Consider the following 16415-nt stretch of genomic DNA (forward strand, 5'->3'; position numbering starts at 1 on the left):
TACACTTAGTTGTGTACAATATGTGACCAAAGGAGGATTCAACATGGAAATGAACGTCGAAACGAATTCCTCTCCTACGGCGCCAAAACCAAGCAAGCAAACAGGCTGGCGCATTTGGTGGAGTTTACTACGTCCCCATACATTAACAGCAGCTTTCGTTCCTGTTTTCATCGGAACAGCCTATGCAATGCAGGTCGGAGGTATAAATCAAATACATCTCCCTCTTTTCCTTATAATGCTTCTTGCTTGTCTTCTCATTCAGGCAGCAACAAACATGTTTAATGAATACTTTGATTATAAAAGAGGACTCGATCACGAAGGTTCAGTTGGTATCGGCGGCGCTATCGTTCGCGATGGCATTCAGCCAAAAACAGTGCTTAACTTAGCATTTGGATTTTTCGGCATCGCAATACTATTAGGTGTTTATATTTGTATGAATTCTAGCTGGTGGCTTGCTGCAATCGGTCTTGTTTGTATGGCCGTTGCTTACCTTTACACGGGTGGCCCACTTCCCATTGCCTATACACCATTTGGAGAGTTAACAGCCGGATTATTTATGGGTGTTATCATTATTGGAATTTCATTCTTTATTCAAACTGGAACTGTAACATCAGAAGTCATTTTACTATCTATTCCAAGCTCCATTTTAATTGGTGCCATTTTACTAGCAAATAATATTCGTGACTTAGATGGCGATAAAGAAAACGGTCGTAAAACGTTAGCAATTCTCGTTGGACGTGAAAGAGCGGTTGGTGTACTTGCTTCTATGTTCATCGTTTCCTACATTTGGACAATTGCTTTAATTATCGTGGGCATCGTATCACCATGGATGCTTATCGTATTTTTAAGTGCACCGAAAGCATTTAAAGCGACGAAAGGCTTTATCGGCAAAAGCATTCCAATGGAAATGGTACCTGCGATGATTGCAACAGCAAAAACAAATACGATCTTCGGTCTCCTCATGGGAATCGGATTATTACTTGGATACTTTCTATAAAAGGAGCTGCTTATGCGGCTCCTTTTTCATATCTGAAATTCATCTCATAATTCCTACTCGCAACGCTCATACTATGTAAAGAAACTGAATTGTAGGAAGGTGGACGACTATGTTAACTCCACAACAAATAAATCAATTTAAATCCGTTTTAGAAAAACAAAAACACGAACTAGAGCAAACGATACAAACACACGAAAATGAAGATCGTGCATCTGAACGTGAGTCTGTTGGAGAATTATCTAGCTATGATAACCATCCAGCTGATATGGCAACAGAGCTATATGAACGTGAAAAAGACTTCGGGCTTATTGAACTTTGGCATAAACAGCTAGAGGATACGAAACATGCCTTGCAAAAAATAGAAGCGGGTACGTACGGCATTTGCGAAGTGTCTGGCGAAGAAATTCCATTTGAAAGATTAGAAGCAATGCCGACTGCTACAACATGCATCCAGCACGCGACAAATAAGCTAAATATGAATACACGACCAGTCGAAGAAGAAGTGTTATCTCCTTCTTTCCACAAACATGATGAAGATCGTTCTGTTGAATATGATGCAGAAGATGCATGGCAAGATGTTGCTAATTACGGAACATCTGAAACACCATCTGATTTAGAAAGACAAGATTCGAAAAACTATAATGGCATGTACGTAAATAGTGAAGAAAACGTAGGCTACGTAGAGGATTTCGAAAACTTTATTGGTACAGATATGTATGGAAAAAATCCGCAAGTTTTCGCTACGGAAGAACATGAAGAATATGAGCAAATGCTTGATGACTTTGAAGAGCGTACCTTTAAGGGCGAATTATCTTCAAATGAGTCAAGTTCCAAAGAATAAAAAAAAAAGCATTCCGAAAATCGGAATGCTTTTTATCGCTAGCTAATTAGTTTTTTGTAACGTTAGCAGCTTGTGGTCCACGGTTACCTTCAACGATTTCGAAAGAAACTTCTTGACCTTCTTCTAAAGTTTTGAATCCGTCACCTTGGATAGCTGAGAAGTGAACGAATACATCGTCTCCACCTTCAACTTCGATGAAACCGAAACCTTTTTCGCTGTTGAACCATTTAACTTTACCTGTTTGCATGTCATGTACCTCCTAAATAAAAATGAAACTATGAATCCACATGAAAAGGTGGATATAAAGGACATGAATGTATAACAAGCTTACAGCCTTTAATTCAACGTGCTTTATTTCCGTACCACATTATGTAGCTCAATAGTGATTTCACTATATCACGCTATATCCAAAACGTCAAATGAGAACACTTTCATTCCACCATTTTTTTATAATTTTAATATAATGTTGAATTTCCATATTCATATTTTAGCCCGGTATTTGCGGACAGCTTGATTGGCGGGAGCTGATAATCAGTTTTGGTTTGTTCCACTTTATTTGAAAATTAACAAAACTAAAGTATTCTAATCCTATTAAATTCTGTACAATATAAGTATCTATTACATACGAGGTGAAAAAAATGAGAGCACATGAAATCGAGTATAAGTTATACGGAGATGATATGCAGTTTGTTGAAATTGAGTTAGATCCAGAAGAAAGCGTGATCGCAGAAGCTGGCGCAATGATGATGATGGAAGATTACATAGAAATGGAAACAATCTTCGGTGATGGTTCTGGCCCATCTGGAGGTTTATTCGGAAAATTAATGGGCGCTGGTAAGCGTCTCGTTACAGGCGAAAGTATGTTTATGACTGTATTTACAAATACAGGTCGCGGCAAACGCCACGTCTCATTTGCTGCTCCTTATCCTGGTAAAATTATTCCTGTAGATTTAACAGAATATCAAGGAAAAGTAGTTTGTCAAAAAGATGCCTTTCTTTGTGCCGCAAAAGGTGTTTCTATCGGAATTGAATTTACGAAAAAAATAGGAACTGGTTTCTTCGGTGGTGAAGGTTTTATCATGCAGAAACTTGAAGGTGACGGTCTTGCTTTCATGCACGCAGGTGGAACTGTATATAAACGTGAATTAAAACCTGGTGAGAAACTTCGCATTGATACAGGTTGTCTCGTTGCTATGACAAAAGACATTAACTATGATGTCGAGTTCGTTGGAAAAGTAAAAACAGCTCTATTTGGCGGCGAAGGTTTATTCTTCGCAACGTTAGAAGGACCTGGAACAGTTTGGATTCAGTCCTTAACACTTAGCCGATTAGCAGCACGCCTTACAAGCCCAGCAGCGCAAAGTACTGGCGAAGGTAGTGTATTAGGTGGCCTTGGTCGTTTATTAGATGGGAAAGAGTAAACTGTGCCCTTATGTGGGCATGGCCATCAACTAATAAAATAATAAAATTAAAACATCCTTGCTTGCAGTAATAAAGTGAAAGGGTGTTTTAATTTACGTCTACAAACGAGAAAAAGCAGTTAAAATAAAGTAATAAGGTTTACTTCAGGAAAATAAGGTATATTATATTTGTTGAGTAGATTCTCTTTAGAGACAAGAAAAGTAGGTGAACAAAGTGGGAAAATATCAATTGGATTCCAAAAGTCAGGTAGCTGTGGCAAAGTTCCATGAAAAACAGAAGCCTGCCAAATTTGATAAAAAGCAGCAACTTGAAAAATTGCGTACGGAGTATTTGAAAAAGAAGCAAAAACAAACAGATAAATAATATGTTTTATTTTCCGAATTTTTTCTGTATGTAACGCAAACAAACACAAGAAAATAGGTAAGTTATTCATCATTCAAATATATACAGGCTATTTTTTCAAACCTCTTACTTATGCAACTAACGCATGCGTCAGTTCATTAAGAATAACTAAAAAAGTCGATTCCTTGAGATGAAAAAGAGTAAACAGTGCCCTTATCAGGCACTGTTTTATTTTGCCATTATAATTTCCTCCACTGATTTAGGTAAGCGATACAAGCTATTCCCCACCTCCAAAAGAATGAATCAAGTTCCTCACCGCATATATTAAACTATACCTTTTCTTAAGGAGGGCTACCTTAATGCGTACTCCTTTATCCTTTGATAAAGAAACTGCCATACTGTTAGCTTCTTGTTGTGAGTTAACGTATGAACAATATAAACAAAATGGTATTTTCGAAATACCAGATGGTTTTCAATATGTACAAGGTTTTCAAGGAAAGGCCATTCAAACAACAGAATGGTTCGGATTTATATTAGAATCTGCGGATACAATTATCGTTGCCTTCAGAGGCACTCAAACAGATCCAGATTGGATTATTGATTCTCTCGTCAATCAAAAACCTTATCCTTATGCTTTAAATGGCGGAAATGTCCATAACGGTTTTCTCTCTATTTATGAGTCTTGTCGTGATTCTATTATGGATATGCTCGTATCATTGCCAGCACATAAAAAACTGCTAGCTACTGGGCATAGTCTAGGTGGCGCGCTTGCCACATTACACATATTAGATGCACGTATAAATACTGCCTTCGCACAGTATGGACTTTATACATTCGCTTCTCCAAAAGTAGGAGATATCGCTTTTCGAAATTATTATAAACTACAAGTAGCTAGTAGCTTTCGTTTCGTCAACTTATTCGATGTCGTTCCACTTCTCCCTCCCCGAAACATAAATTTTAATGATCATGACTGGGAGTATGCACACGTCCATCACAACATGACATTTACAAAAAACACAAAATCCATTACAAATAATCATTCCATTACAACATACAAAACATGTCTGACTTCTCATTTTTAACCAGTAAACAATTGGAAATAAAATATTCGTATACTATAATAATCTATGAAGTTATTTTTGGATGAGGGGACCTTACATGTTAAAATTTATCTTCGCATTTTTCCTTATTATAATTTTTACGGTTACAGGTTTCTTTACATTTTCATACTTTGCGACAGGAGAGTATGATGGGGCAGGTATCATATATACCACTGTTCCATTTCTTTCTTAAGCAAAATAAATAAAACGAGCTTAATTTTATTAAGCACGTTTTATTTATTAATATCCATTTTTGTTGGTAAATCGATAATATATCTCCCAATATAGCAACCTCTTTAAAACTGTTTAACTGTATTACCAATACCCCAAATTTCATTACTGTACTGCAAAATCGTTCGATCGCTCGCAAAATGACCAGACTGTGCAATATTTAAAATCGACATTTCTAGCCACTTCGTTCGGTTCTCATAAGCTCTACCGACAGCTTCTTGTCTTTCAGCATATGGACCAAAATCTCGCAGAACAAAATATTCATCATTTTGAATAACGAGAGAATCGTAAATTGCTTCAAATTCGGCTCCCGACTGTGCAAAGAAACCACTCGTTAACTGATCTACTACCTTTTTAATGTGCCCATTGTGGTGATAATAATCACTTGCACGATATCCACCATTTTGATAGTAATGAAGAACCTCTTCTGCTGTTAAACCGAAAATAAAACAGTTATCATCACCGACCCGGTCTTTTATTTCAACGTTAGCACCGTCTAGCGTTCCGAGTGTAATCGCACCATTCATCATAAATTTCATATTACCTGTTCCCGATGCTTCTTTACTCGCCGTTGAAATTTGTTCACTTACATCCGCCGCCGGGAATATATCTTCTGCTAAAGAAACTCGATAGTTTTCTAGAAAGATAACTTTCATATATTGACTGACATACGGGTCATTATTTACTTTTCTTGCGAGTTCATTTATTAATTTAATAATTTTTTTCGCGTAATAATAGCCAGGTGATGCTTTCGCTCCAAAAATAAAAGTACGCGGATAAAATGTAAAACTAGCATCCTCTTTCAAACGGTTATACAAATATAAAATATGAAGAACATTTAATAATTGTCGTTTGTAAGCATGTAATCTTTTCACTTGCACATCAAAAATAGAATTTGGATCAATGGTAATCCCCATTGTATTATGAATACGCTCCGCTAAAATCTCTTTACGCTCTTGCTTTACCTCTGCAAATTTCTCTTGGAAACTCGCATCATATTGAACTAATTGTAGCTCTTGAAGCTTAATCGGTTCTTTCTTCCACTCTGTTCCAATCGCCTCTGAAATGAGATTTGTTAACTGTGGATTTGCTTTCATAAGCCAGCGCCTATGAGCAATTCCATTCGTCTTATTATTAAACTTATCTGGATAAAATTCATAAAACAATCGCATTTCCCGCTGCTTTAATATTTCCGTATGAATTTTCGCTACACCATTTACGCTATAGCTACCGACAATCGCTAAATGAGCCATTTTCACAAGGTCATGTGCAATAATCGCCATTGCTTCAATACGATCCCACTCATACGGATACTGTTCCCAAAGTTCATGACAGAAACGTTCATTAATCTCTTCAATAATCATATAAATTCTCGGTAATAACGGTTTAAAAATGTGAATTGGCCACTTTTCGAGCGCTTCTGATAACGTCGTATGATTCGTATAAGAAATCGTCTGCGTCGTTATGTGCCAAGCTTCTTCCCATGCTAACTTTTCTTCGTCTAGTAAAATACGCATCAGTTCCGGAATTGCTAAAACCGGATGTGTATCGTTAATGTGGATCGCAATTTTTTCATGTAGTTGACGAAGGTCACCATATCTTTCTCTATGCATTCGAACGATATTTTGCAAACTTGCTGATACGAGGAAATACTGTTGTTTTAAACGAAGTATTTTTCCCTCATCATGCGTATCATCTGGATATAAAAACTCCGATACAGCCTCTGTTTCACGCTTATATTTCAAAATATCTTTGCAGTTTTGCGGGAAAGGAACTGGTTCAGCATTCCAAAGTCTAAGTGTATTTACAGTACTCGTCTCATAGCCAACTACCGGCACATCATATGGCACGGCCATAATGACTTCTGCATTTGTATGCCTAAACTCTAAACGCCCGTCAATTTCTAGCGGTTCAACACTGCCGAAATAACTTACTTCTACAGCTTGATCATGCCTTCTTACTTCCCATACGTTTTCATGAAGAAGCCACTGTTCTGGAAATTCAACTTGATAACCATCAACAATTTTCTGATCAAACAAACCATGTTTATAACGAATTCCACAGCCGTGTCCTGGCAAGTTTAAAGATGCAAGTGAATCGAGAAAACAGGCTGCTAAGCGTCCAAGCCCACCATTACCAAGGCCTGCATCTGCTTCCACTTCTTCTAACTCTTGTAACGAAATCCCTAGTTCAGATAACCCCTGCTCGCATACATCTCGAATACCTAAATTCAAGATGTTACTTCCAAGCAAACGTCCAAGCAAAAACTCAATAGACAAGTAATACATTTGCTTTTGCTCTCCGGATCGATAACTCTCGTTCGTTGCAATCCATTGACTATTCATATACTCACGTACCATATGGCCGAGTGTATTATATTGATCACGAGTTGTAGAATCTTTAAAACTTTTACCATACATCGTCTCTAACTTTTCTAGAAAAGTTGATTTAAAACTTTCAACATGAGTAAACATTTTTTCACCACCTACATGTTATTCCATGAGACTTTTATATAATTCCTTATAAGCAAGAGCCGATTGCTCCCAGCTGTAATCTTCAGTCATCGCTTGTTTTACAAGCTGCTCCCATACCGGTTTATCGTGATAGAATTCAATTGCACGATGAATCGTATGCAGCATGTCATGTGCATTAAAATTCGTGAAACTGAAACCATTTCCTTCGCCTGTTTCTTCATCATAAGAATGTACTGTATCGTTTAATCCACCTGTTTCTCTTACAATTGGAATCGTACCGTACGCTAATGCGATAAGTTGTCCAAGTCCACACGGTTCAAACAGCGATGGCATTAAAAACAAATCGCTTCCCGCATACACTTGGTGAGCTAATTCTTCATTAAATCCGATATAAACTTTTACCTTCTCCGGATACTCATATGCCATCCACTCAAAGAATTGCTCATATTCCGAATCACCTGAACCTAAAATAATACATTGTACATCTTCTTCCATTAGTTCGCGGAATACAGTACGTACTAAATCAAGACCTTTTTGCTTCGTTAATCTCGTTACCATTGAAATAATTGGTGTATCCTCTTTTTCTGGCAAACCAAAATAACGCTGCAAGGCGCGTTTATTTTCACTCTTTTCATATAATGACTCTGCATCATACTGAGCCTTAATATACGAATCCGTTTCTGGATTATATACGCTCGTATCAATACCATTTACAATGCCGCTAAGCTTATCATTATATTTTCGCAGTAATCCATCTAACTTCTCACCGAAAAATTCATATTGAATTTCTTCTTTATATGTCGGGCTCACCGCTGTAATTTGATCCGAAGCGATAATACCGCCCTTCATAAAGTTCACATTCCCATAAAACTCTAACTGCTCACTGTGGAAATATTCATCACCAAGTTCTAACAAGTCGTACATTACTTCAGGAGGAAATACACCTTGGAACTGTAAGTTATGAATTGTATATACCGTTTTAATACGCTCATATAACGGGTTATCTTGATACTTTTCACGAAGTAAGAAATTAACCATAGCCGTATGCCAATCGTGGCTATGAAGAACATCCACTTCAAAATCAAGGTGCGGAATACACTCTAACACCGCTTTTGAGAAATAAGAAAAACGCTCTCCGTCATCATAATGACCATACAGAGAATCTCTCTTAAAATAATATTCATTATCTATTAAGTAATACGTAATTCCGTCTTGCTCACCTTTTAAAATTCCACAATATTGATTTCTCCACCCAAGCGGGACGTTAATTACTTTATGTAACGTACATCCATCTCTTAACTTTTGCGGAATGAGGCTATAATTCGGAAGTATAATACGAACGTCCACTCCTAATTTTTTCAGCTCTTTTGGGAGCGCACCCGCTACATCAGCTAATCCTCCCGATTTCACAAACGGTACACATTCTGATACTGCAAATAAAATATTCACTTGTTGTCCCACTGCGCGAAAAGTTTTTATTACTCCTCTTGCAGCTTCCTCCCTTCGAGTTTTCATTTGAATTAAAACTTTAATCAGTGGAGGAAGACCCCCACTGATTCTTTTAAGAATAACTATTAATCGTACTGTTTTGTACGCTTCCTTTTTCTACAACATACGGCCCATCGGCGTTTCCTTTTAATACGACACCGTCACCAATTTTCACGTCTTTATCAATAATAACACCATCTATTATACAGTTATCTCCAATTTGGCTCTTTTGCATAATAATACTGTTACGAATAATTGAACCTTTTCCAATTTTAACTGAACGGGAAACAACACTGTTTTCGACTTCCCCTTCAATAATACTACCGTTTGCAATCATTGTATTTTTCACGACTGCACCCTTTAAATAACGAGTTGGTGGCTCATCTTTTACTTTCGTAAAGATCGGTGCTTCTTTCTTAAATAATTGCTTCCAAATAGCAGGTTGCAAAATTTCTAAGCTATGTTTATAGTAACTTTCAATCGAGTCAATAATTGCTACATATCCAGTATGTTCATATGTAGCAATGTGTAATGATTTCCCGCGCTTTTCTCTCACTACATCAAATAAACTGTATTGTTCCACATCTTTATATGACTCAAATAAGTCTAACAATAATTGTTTCTTTAACACATATGTTTGAAGTGAAACCCCTTCATGGCAAACTTCCGTAATATCAGCTGCCGTATGTATATGTCGCTCTAACACCGCTTGAAAATTTAATGCTGTTACGAGATGGCTATTCGTAATAACAACGTACTCTTCTCTGCTTCTTAGAAAATAATCAATATGTCTTCTAAAGTGTGCAAAAGACCCAAATTCATCTTGGTCACATTGGCAGTTTGGCGGGAATAAAAATAGTCCGTCTCGTTTTCTATCTAAATCCCACTGTTTTCCTGAACCAACATGGTCCATTAACGAACGATTTTTATGGCTTGTAAAAACTGCCACACTATGAATACTAGAATTCACCATATTTGAAAGCATGAAATCAATGAGTCGATAACGGCCCCCAAACGGTAACGCCGCTAGTGAACGATGCCCTGTTACTTTCTTTAAGGAAGGAAAACTTCCCGTTGCATTAATAATCCCTAACATTTTTTCTCCCATTCATTTCATCCCCCTTTTCTATTTCCCTTCAGCAATTAATACTACATCGTCAACATTCTTTTCTGGACGAATGATTGTTCCATCCTCGATAACCATTTCTGATCCAACAATCGCTCTTTCAATCACAACATTTTTACCAATCTTAGCCCCTGGCATAACGACAGAATCAATCACCATACTTCCTTCTTCCACCGTCACTCCTTGGAATAACACAGAATGCTTCACGTCCCCTTCAATGACGCACCCTTCGTTAATAAGCGATTCTTCTACTTTCGCCTTTTCAGCAATATATTGAGGCGGTTCGTTTGGATTGACAGAGTAAATACGCCAATTACGATCGTTTAAATTCAGTGATGTTTCATCGCGAAGCAAATCCATATTCGCTTCCCATAAGCTCTTCACCGTTCCAACATCTTTCCAATATCCTTCAAACGGATACGCCATTAGCTTCTTCCCTTCATCCAATAAAAGCGGAAGTACGTCTTTTCCAAAATCGTTACTAGATTCAGGGTTTCTTGCATCCATCTCTAAATACTCTTTCAAAATTGACCAATTAAAAATATAGATTCCCATTGATGCAAGATTACTTCTTGGAAATTGTGGTTTCTCTTCAAACTCAACAATCTCCATTTCTTCATTTGTATTCATAATGCCAAAGCGACTCGCTTCATCCCAAGGTACTTCAATAACAGAAATGGATACGTCCGATTCTTTCTGAATATGGTAATCTAGCATCTTACTGTAATCCATTTTATAAATATGGTCGCCTGATAAAATGAGAACATACTCCGGTTCATACTGACTTAAATAGTTTAAGTTTTGATAAATGGCACTTGCCGTACCTGTATACCACTTAACCCCTGAAGACTCCGCATAAGGAGGTAAGACTGTGACCCCACCGTTTACTCGGTCTAAATCCCACGCATTTCCGATTCCGATATAATTATGAAGTTCGAGTGGTTGATATTGCGTTAAAATCCCAACCGTTTCAATACCAGAATTCGCACAGTTACTTAGCGTAAAATCAATAATGCGATATTTACCACCAAATGGAACAGCTGGCTTGGCTAAATTCTTTGTTAATGCACTTAAACGACTACCTTTTCCCCCTGCTAGTAACATTGCTACGCACTTTTGTTTTTGAGCCATCTTGTTTTTTGCTCCCCTTTCTCGTCTTCACTGGTCGTAATATGGATACGCCAAATGGTGGAATTGTAATCTCTACATGTGCTGCTTGATTATGGTACGGTTCTAGAATCGTCTTAAGACGTTTCTTATTCACTTGTCCCGAACCGCCATATTGCTGTGCATCACTGTTTAAAATCTCGTTATAATACTCGAAATCTGGTACACCTACTTTATAGTTTTCATATGTAGCTTTCGTAAAATTACATACGATAACTAACGCATCTTCTTGTTTATCCCCTTGGCGGATAAACGAGAAAATACTTTGCTCGTTATTATTAGCATCAATCCACTGAAAACCTTCAGGCGAATGATCAAGCTGCCAAAGTGGTTTTGAGCGCTTATACAATGCTATGAGCTCTTTAAAGTAATCATGCATATAACGATGCATTTCAAAATCATGTAAATTCCAATCTAAATCTTCAAGGTCTTTCCACTCATCAAACTGCCCGAATTCTCCTCCCATGAAAAGTAATTTCTTTCCTGGGTGAGTAAAGAAATATCCATATAACAAACGAAGCTGAGCAAACTTATCCCAGTAATCACCTGGCATTTTATTTAATAACGACTTTTTCCCATGAACGACTTCATCATGAGAAAGGGGTAATATGAAGTTTTCAGAGTAAGCATATAGTAAAGAGAACGTCATTTTCTCATGAATATATTTTCTGTACTCTGGCGCACACTCCATATATTTCAGCACGTCATTCATCCAGCCCATATTCCATTTGTAATTGAATCCAAGCCCACCTTCATACGTTGGTGCTGTTACAAGTGGCCAAGCTGTTGAATCCTCTGCCGTCATAAGAAAATCTTCATCCTCTGCAAACACTGCTTCATTTAACTCCCGTAAAAATGACACAGCGTACTCATTACTTTGCTCTTGTCCTTCTTTATTCCAGTACAACATGTTCGCAACTGCATCTACTCTGAAACCATCAATATGGAAATATCTCATCCAAAATAACGCATTTGAAATTAAGAAATTACGTACCTCTCTCTTTCCTAAATCAAAATTGACAGTTCCCCATACTAGATTTTCTTGTACATCTTTATCTTTATATTCATAGGTCGGTGTGCCATCAAACAAATATAAACCGTGAGCATCTTTACAAAAATGCCCCGGTACCCAATCTAAAATGACACCGATTCCATATTTATGACATTCGTCGACAAAATACATTAAATCATGCGGTGTACCAAATCTACTCGTCGCTGCATAATATCCCGTTCCTTGATATCCCCAAGAACGATCATATGGATGCTCAACAAGCGGCATAATTTCAATATGTGTAAATTGATGTTCCACCACATACGGAATGAGTTCTTCTGCCATTTCCCTGTAAGAATATAGTGTTCCATCTTCTTTCTTTTTCCAAGAACCAAAATGTAATTCATAAACTGTCATCGCTTCTTTATAAATCGGTTTTTTCTTTTTCTTACGATTCCAGTTTTTATCATTCCATTCATATCCTTTTATATCAAAAACTACAGATGCCGTATTCGGTCTTACTTCTGCATATATAGCATACGGATCTGCCTTTAAAATGACGTCACCAGCCAACGTTTCAATCGCATATTTATATATTTCTCCTTCTTCAATATGCGGTATAAATAAGGACCAAATCCCTTCTTCTGTCACTTGTAGCATCTTATGTTGCTCATAATCCCACTCATTAAAATCTCCAACAACACTCATTGCTTTCGCATGAGGAGCCCAGACTGTAAATCGTACCCCTTGAATCTCATCTTCCGTCACAACATGTGCGCCAAAGATGTTATAACTTTCATAGTACTTTTCTGTATGAAACTCATCTCGTTTCACTTCTTCACAATTTATTACACTCAATATGCTCACCTCACTTAGATGACAGAATTTTTTATACTTTAACTATTTCTGCGAAAAACTGCAATATCCTTGTTAATTTATAAAAAACATTCGTTTTTTTCTTAAAAATGTTAGTTTTTCTTCACATTTCCGTGTAAAATATCGAATTTTGACGAATATTAATTGAAAACGCTTTATTATTCTTCTATATTTTTACCAATTATTTTTTCTCAACCTTTATTTTATTATGTTTATCCTATTTTTCATGCTATTTTCCACTCAAAATCAAAACAAAATAATCTGTCATAAAAAAATGTTTCTCAATATTTTTTGTCACAATGTTATTGAAATGCGAAATTTAATCCTGCTTTTGAAAAGCTACTTTCCGAAAAAGGAGTAACCGCAAAAGTAAATGAACCGAAATTAGAGGCAGGTTCTGTTACAGTTGGCGGCGCTATCGATGACAAAAACTTTGCTGGATTAGATGGTGATTTCCCGTTCATTGATGTAACTTTCAAAGTAGAAAATGATGAATTTTATGAAGCAAACGCTCAATTAGAGTCACCAATTTTTGTTTACTGGAAACAAGGTGAATCAGAACCAAATAGAATGCGTGTACTTCAAGATCAAACATTCTCAGTTATGTCCTTAAACTCACTAGTAGAAGGAAATATTAAACCTGGTGCGTTCTTAAATGAACGCGAATATTTAGATGAAAAGTTCGATTATACAAAGCTTGGCGTAAAAGTATATGCGACTGATTCTTACCGTCATAAGTTTGAAGGCTCACTAGATAAATACGGATACTTCAAACTAAATGGACTTCCAGTTAATAAACGCGACTATAACTTATATGTAGAGGTGCCAGGACATTTAACAAGCCGCCTAACAACGAAACTTGGTACTGAAAAAGACGGTAAGCTGCTTGGCCAATATTATTATGCAAGACCTGACGAAAACCTTACCGGCGATGTAAATGCTGATAAAGTAATCGATATTAAAGATGCTGAAATTATCGCTAGCAACTATGGTAAAAAAGGAGTAACTGTAAAAGACGGAGACCTTAATAAAGATGGTATTGTCGACGAAAAAGATATTCGCTTCGTTGAAAGGAACTTCTTGAAAAAAGGTCCAGATGCATCTAAATCACAAACACCTGTAGAAAAATCCAAAAGCAGTACACTGGCAGATATTTTAAAGAAATTAGGATTAACACCTAAAAAATAATAAAATGAAACTTTAATCAGTGGGTTTTTACTGCCCGGCAAATAGCGGAATAATAAGGAGCACTCTACGTAAAATAGAGTGCTCTTTTCTATAAACGACCCTTATCCAGCAAAAGGGGTATATTGGGGATATACAAGGGAAACCGGAAAAGGAATTTATATTAAATTATATAAGTTCAGAGGTAAGAAGCAGTTTCCCACCTCTGAATTATTTAGCAATTATTATAGTACTGGTGCCATTGTTTCTTTTAATACTTTTACAGAATGAGCGAACTTCACTTTTTCCTCTTCATTTAGCTCAAGTTCTACGATTTCACGTACACCTTCGCGGTTAATTACAGCTGGAACACCTACGTAAGCATCTTTCTCGCCGTATTGACCTTCAAGGTATGCAGATACAGTTAATACGCTGTTCTCGTTGTTTAAGATTGCTTTAGTTACACGAAGTAGTGACATACCGATTCCGTAGTAAGTTGCACCTTTACGCTCGATGATATGGTAAGCTGCATCACGTACGTTTTCGAAGATTTTGTCTAAGTCTTCTTGTTTGTACTGTTCGTTGTTAGCTAAGATTGTTTCTAATTTTTGTACACCGATAGTAGCGTGGCTCCATACTGGAAGTTCAGTGTCACCGTGTTCACCAACGATGTAAGCATGAACGTTACGTGGATCTACATCTAAGTAGTCACCTAACATGTAACGGAAACGAGCAGAGTCTAAAGTAGTACCAGAACCGATTACGCGCTCTTTCGGTAAACCAGATTCTTTCCAAGTTACGTAAGTTAAAATATCAACTGGATTAGTTGCGATTAAGAAGATTCCATCGAATCCGCTATCCATAATGCCGCGAACGATTTGTTTAAAGATCTTTGTATTTTTCTCAACTAAGTCTAAACGAGTTTCACCTGGCTTTTGTGGTAACCCAGCAGTGATAACAACTAAATCTGCATCTTTACAATCTGCATAGCTACCGCTCCAAACTTTTGTTGGTGATGGAGAGAATGGTACCGCATGGCTTAAGTCCATTGCTTCCCCTTCTGCTTTTGCTTCATTAACATCTACTAATACGAATTCTTCAGCTACACCTTGGTTAATCATTGAGTAAGCGTAACTACAACCTACAGCTCCTGTTCCTACTAATACTACACGATTGATACCTTTTTTCATGGTAATTTCCCCTCTCTATTGTTCACATATATTTTTTTATGATTGTTTAAGTAATTAATTAAAATACTAATTTAATGTTGTTTAACTTCTTTACATTCATATTGTAGCACGTATTATTGTGAATTACTTCACAAATTATGACCTATTTGTGAACTTTTTCACATAGAGTGTAAAGTTATTGGAATAGGTGTGGAATCCATTTCAATGGAGGCGTTTTCTTTAGATTGTGAAAGGGTTTTTCTTGTGGTTTTCATCGGTAAGTGAAATTATATCGGCGATTTTTAGAATATATCGACCGTAACTCCAAATATATCAGCGATTATTAAAATTTATCGATCGTAACTCAAATTATATCAGCGATTTTTGCAATATATCGACTTACCGACAAAACTCGACAATAATGACAACATAAAAAAGCTGTCTCCAGTAGGTCACCCTATTGAGAGGCAGCTTCTTCTATATATTATTTATTTTCCACAGTAGCTCCCGGATGTATTTTCATCCGTTTCTCCAAGTGTAGGAGGCTACAGCCATACAGCTGGGGTAAAAGTTCAACTTGAGGTATCATTTTAGATAGATAGTTCCTTCATATTCATACAGGCCCAAATAAACAACATGATTGTATTTACGGCTCTATATACCCAACTGTAACAGCCCATACTTCATATTTCTTCTATTGCATAAAAAAGCAGACTATCCAAAGTTCACTTTTATACAACAAAAAAGAGATAGCAGATTATGCTATCTCTTTTAGTATGACCCGTACGGGATTCGAACCCGTGTTACCGCCGTGAAAGGGCGGTGTCTTAACCACTTGACCAACGGGCCAGTTCTGGCAGAGAAGAAGGGATTCGAACCCTCGCACCGCGTTCGCGATCTACTCCCTTAGCAGGGGAGCCCCTTGAGCCACTTGGGTACTTCTCTATAAATATGGCTCCGCAGGTAGGACTCGAACCTACGACCGATCGGTTAACAGCCGATAGCTCTACCACTGAGCTACTGCGGA

13 protein-coding genes, 3 tRNA genes and 2 pseudogenes are annotated in these 16415 nt (G+C 37.1%); 8 read left to right on the forward strand and 10 right to left on the reverse strand.

All coding sequences use genetic code 11. The features are described 5' to 3' along the window. Positions 1–43 precede the first annotated feature (43 nt). Both HFD78_RS19940 and HFD78_RS19945 read left to right on the forward strand, forming a co-directional pair. The gene (locus HFD78_RS19940; protein ID WP_000425740.1) at positions 44–997 is read left to right on the forward strand and encodes a 1,4-dihydroxy-2-naphthoate polyprenyltransferase; all 954 of its coding nucleotides are present in this window, start codon (positions 44–46) and stop codon (positions 995–997) included. Positions 998–1106: 109 nt separating this feature from the next. Beyond that, the gene (locus tag HFD78_RS19945) at positions 1107–1838 is read left to right on the forward strand and encodes a yteA family sporulation protein (protein ID WP_000957365.1); all 732 of its coding nucleotides are present in this window, start codon (positions 1107–1109) and stop codon (positions 1836–1838) included. A gap of 46 nt (positions 1839–1884) precedes the next feature. Here the strand turns inward: HFD78_RS19945 and cspD are convergent, their stop codons facing one another. Beyond that, a complete protein-coding gene (cspD, locus tag HFD78_RS19950) occupies positions 1885–2085 on the reverse strand; it encodes a cold-shock protein CspD (protein WP_001193054.1) in 201 nt (66 codons plus the stop codon). 391 nt (positions 2086–2476) lie between these two features. Between cspD and HFD78_RS19955 the strand changes: the two genes are divergently transcribed. From HFD78_RS19955 to HFD78_RS29845, 4 genes are all read left to right on the forward strand, one after another. After that, positions 2477–3259 (forward strand): TIGR00266 family protein, encoded by a 783-nt coding sequence (locus HFD78_RS19955; RefSeq protein WP_033668367.1) that lies wholly within the window; start codon positions 2477–2479, stop codon positions 3257–3259. A gap of 214 nt (positions 3260–3473) precedes the next feature. Then, entirely contained in the window at positions 3474–3623 is a 150-nt protein-coding gene (locus HFD78_RS19960) for a hypothetical protein (RefSeq protein WP_000521639.1), read from the forward strand. Positions 3624–3961: 338 nt separating this feature from the next. Continuing rightward, positions 3962–4684 (forward strand): lipase family protein, encoded by a 723-nt coding sequence (locus tag HFD78_RS19965; RefSeq protein WP_001260132.1) that lies wholly within the window; start codon positions 3962–3964, stop codon positions 4682–4684. Between the two features lie 76 nt (positions 4685–4760). Beyond that, positions 4761–4895 carry a hypothetical protein gene (locus HFD78_RS29845; protein ID WP_000911064.1) on the forward strand — a complete coding sequence of 45 codons (135 nt, stop codon included), beginning with the start codon at positions 4761–4763 and terminating at the stop codon, positions 4893–4895. A 103-nt stretch (positions 4896–4998) separates the two neighbouring features. Here HFD78_RS29845 and glgP read toward each other — a convergent pair whose 3' ends face one another. The 5 genes from glgP to glgB all read right to left on the reverse strand — a co-directional run bounded on the left by glgP (position 4999) and on the right by glgB (position 13037). Next, positions 4999–7407 (reverse strand): glycogen phosphorylase, encoded by a 2409-nt coding sequence (glgP, locus tag HFD78_RS19970; protein ID WP_000494101.1) that lies wholly within the window; start codon positions 7405–7407, stop codon positions 4999–5001. Between the two features lie 18 nt (positions 7408–7425). Continuing rightward, the gene (glgA, locus tag HFD78_RS19975) at positions 7426–8856 is read right to left on the reverse strand and encodes a glycogen synthase GlgA (protein WP_048568044.1); all 1431 of its coding nucleotides are present in this window, start codon (positions 8854–8856) and stop codon (positions 7426–7428) included. 112 nt (positions 8857–8968) lie between these two features. Next, positions 8969–10003, reverse strand: a complete 1035-nt coding sequence (gene glgD / locus HFD78_RS19980; RefSeq protein ID WP_000504164.1) for a glucose-1-phosphate adenylyltransferase subunit GlgD — start codon at positions 10001–10003, stop codon at positions 8969–8971. Between the two features lie 18 nt (positions 10004–10021). After that, positions 10022–11152 (reverse strand): glucose-1-phosphate adenylyltransferase, encoded by a 1131-nt coding sequence (glgC, locus tag HFD78_RS19985; protein ID WP_000057606.1) that lies wholly within the window; start codon positions 11150–11152, stop codon positions 10022–10024. After that, positions 11100–13037 (reverse strand): 1,4-alpha-glucan branching protein GlgB, encoded by a 1938-nt coding sequence (gene glgB / locus HFD78_RS19990; protein WP_000111398.1) that lies wholly within the window; start codon positions 13035–13037, stop codon positions 11100–11102. The genes glgC and glgB overlap by 53 nt, the downstream gene beginning before the upstream one ends. Positions 13038–13364: 327 nt before the next feature. On the opposite strand from glgB, the pseudogene HFD78_RS20000 reads away from it, so the two are divergent. Next, positions 13365–14243: pseudogene (locus HFD78_RS20000) on the forward strand (dockerin type I domain-containing protein); the annotation flags it as partial. A 221-nt stretch (positions 14244–14464) separates the two neighbouring features. Here the strand turns inward: HFD78_RS20000 and HFD78_RS20005 are convergent. Then, complete coding sequence (locus HFD78_RS20005) at positions 14465–15409, reverse strand: L-lactate dehydrogenase (protein WP_000715340.1); 945 nt, start codon at positions 15407–15409, stop codon at positions 14465–14467. Positions 15410–15892: 483 nt separating this feature from the next. On the opposite strand from HFD78_RS20005, the pseudogene HFD78_RS29575 reads away from it, so the two are divergent. After that, positions 15893–16068, forward strand: a pseudogene (locus tag HFD78_RS29575) (IS4 family transposase); the annotation flags it as partial. 97 nt (positions 16069–16165) lie between these two features. Here HFD78_RS29575 and HFD78_RS20010 read toward each other — a convergent pair. From HFD78_RS20010 to HFD78_RS20020, 3 genes are all read right to left on the reverse strand, one after another. Continuing rightward, positions 16166–16237: transfer RNA gene (locus HFD78_RS20010), tRNA-Glu, on the reverse strand. Between the two features lie 5 nt (positions 16238–16242). After that, a tRNA-Ser gene (locus HFD78_RS20015) sits at positions 16243–16333 on the reverse strand. A 7-nt stretch (positions 16334–16340) separates the two neighbouring features. Next, a tRNA-Asn gene (locus HFD78_RS20020) sits at positions 16341–16415 on the reverse strand.

Origin of the sequence: Bacillus sp. EKM501B (assembly GCF_011800505.1) — a bacterium.
GTDB classification, from domain to species: Bacteria; Bacillota; Bacilli; order Bacillales; family Bacillaceae_G; genus Bacillus_A; species Bacillus_A cereus.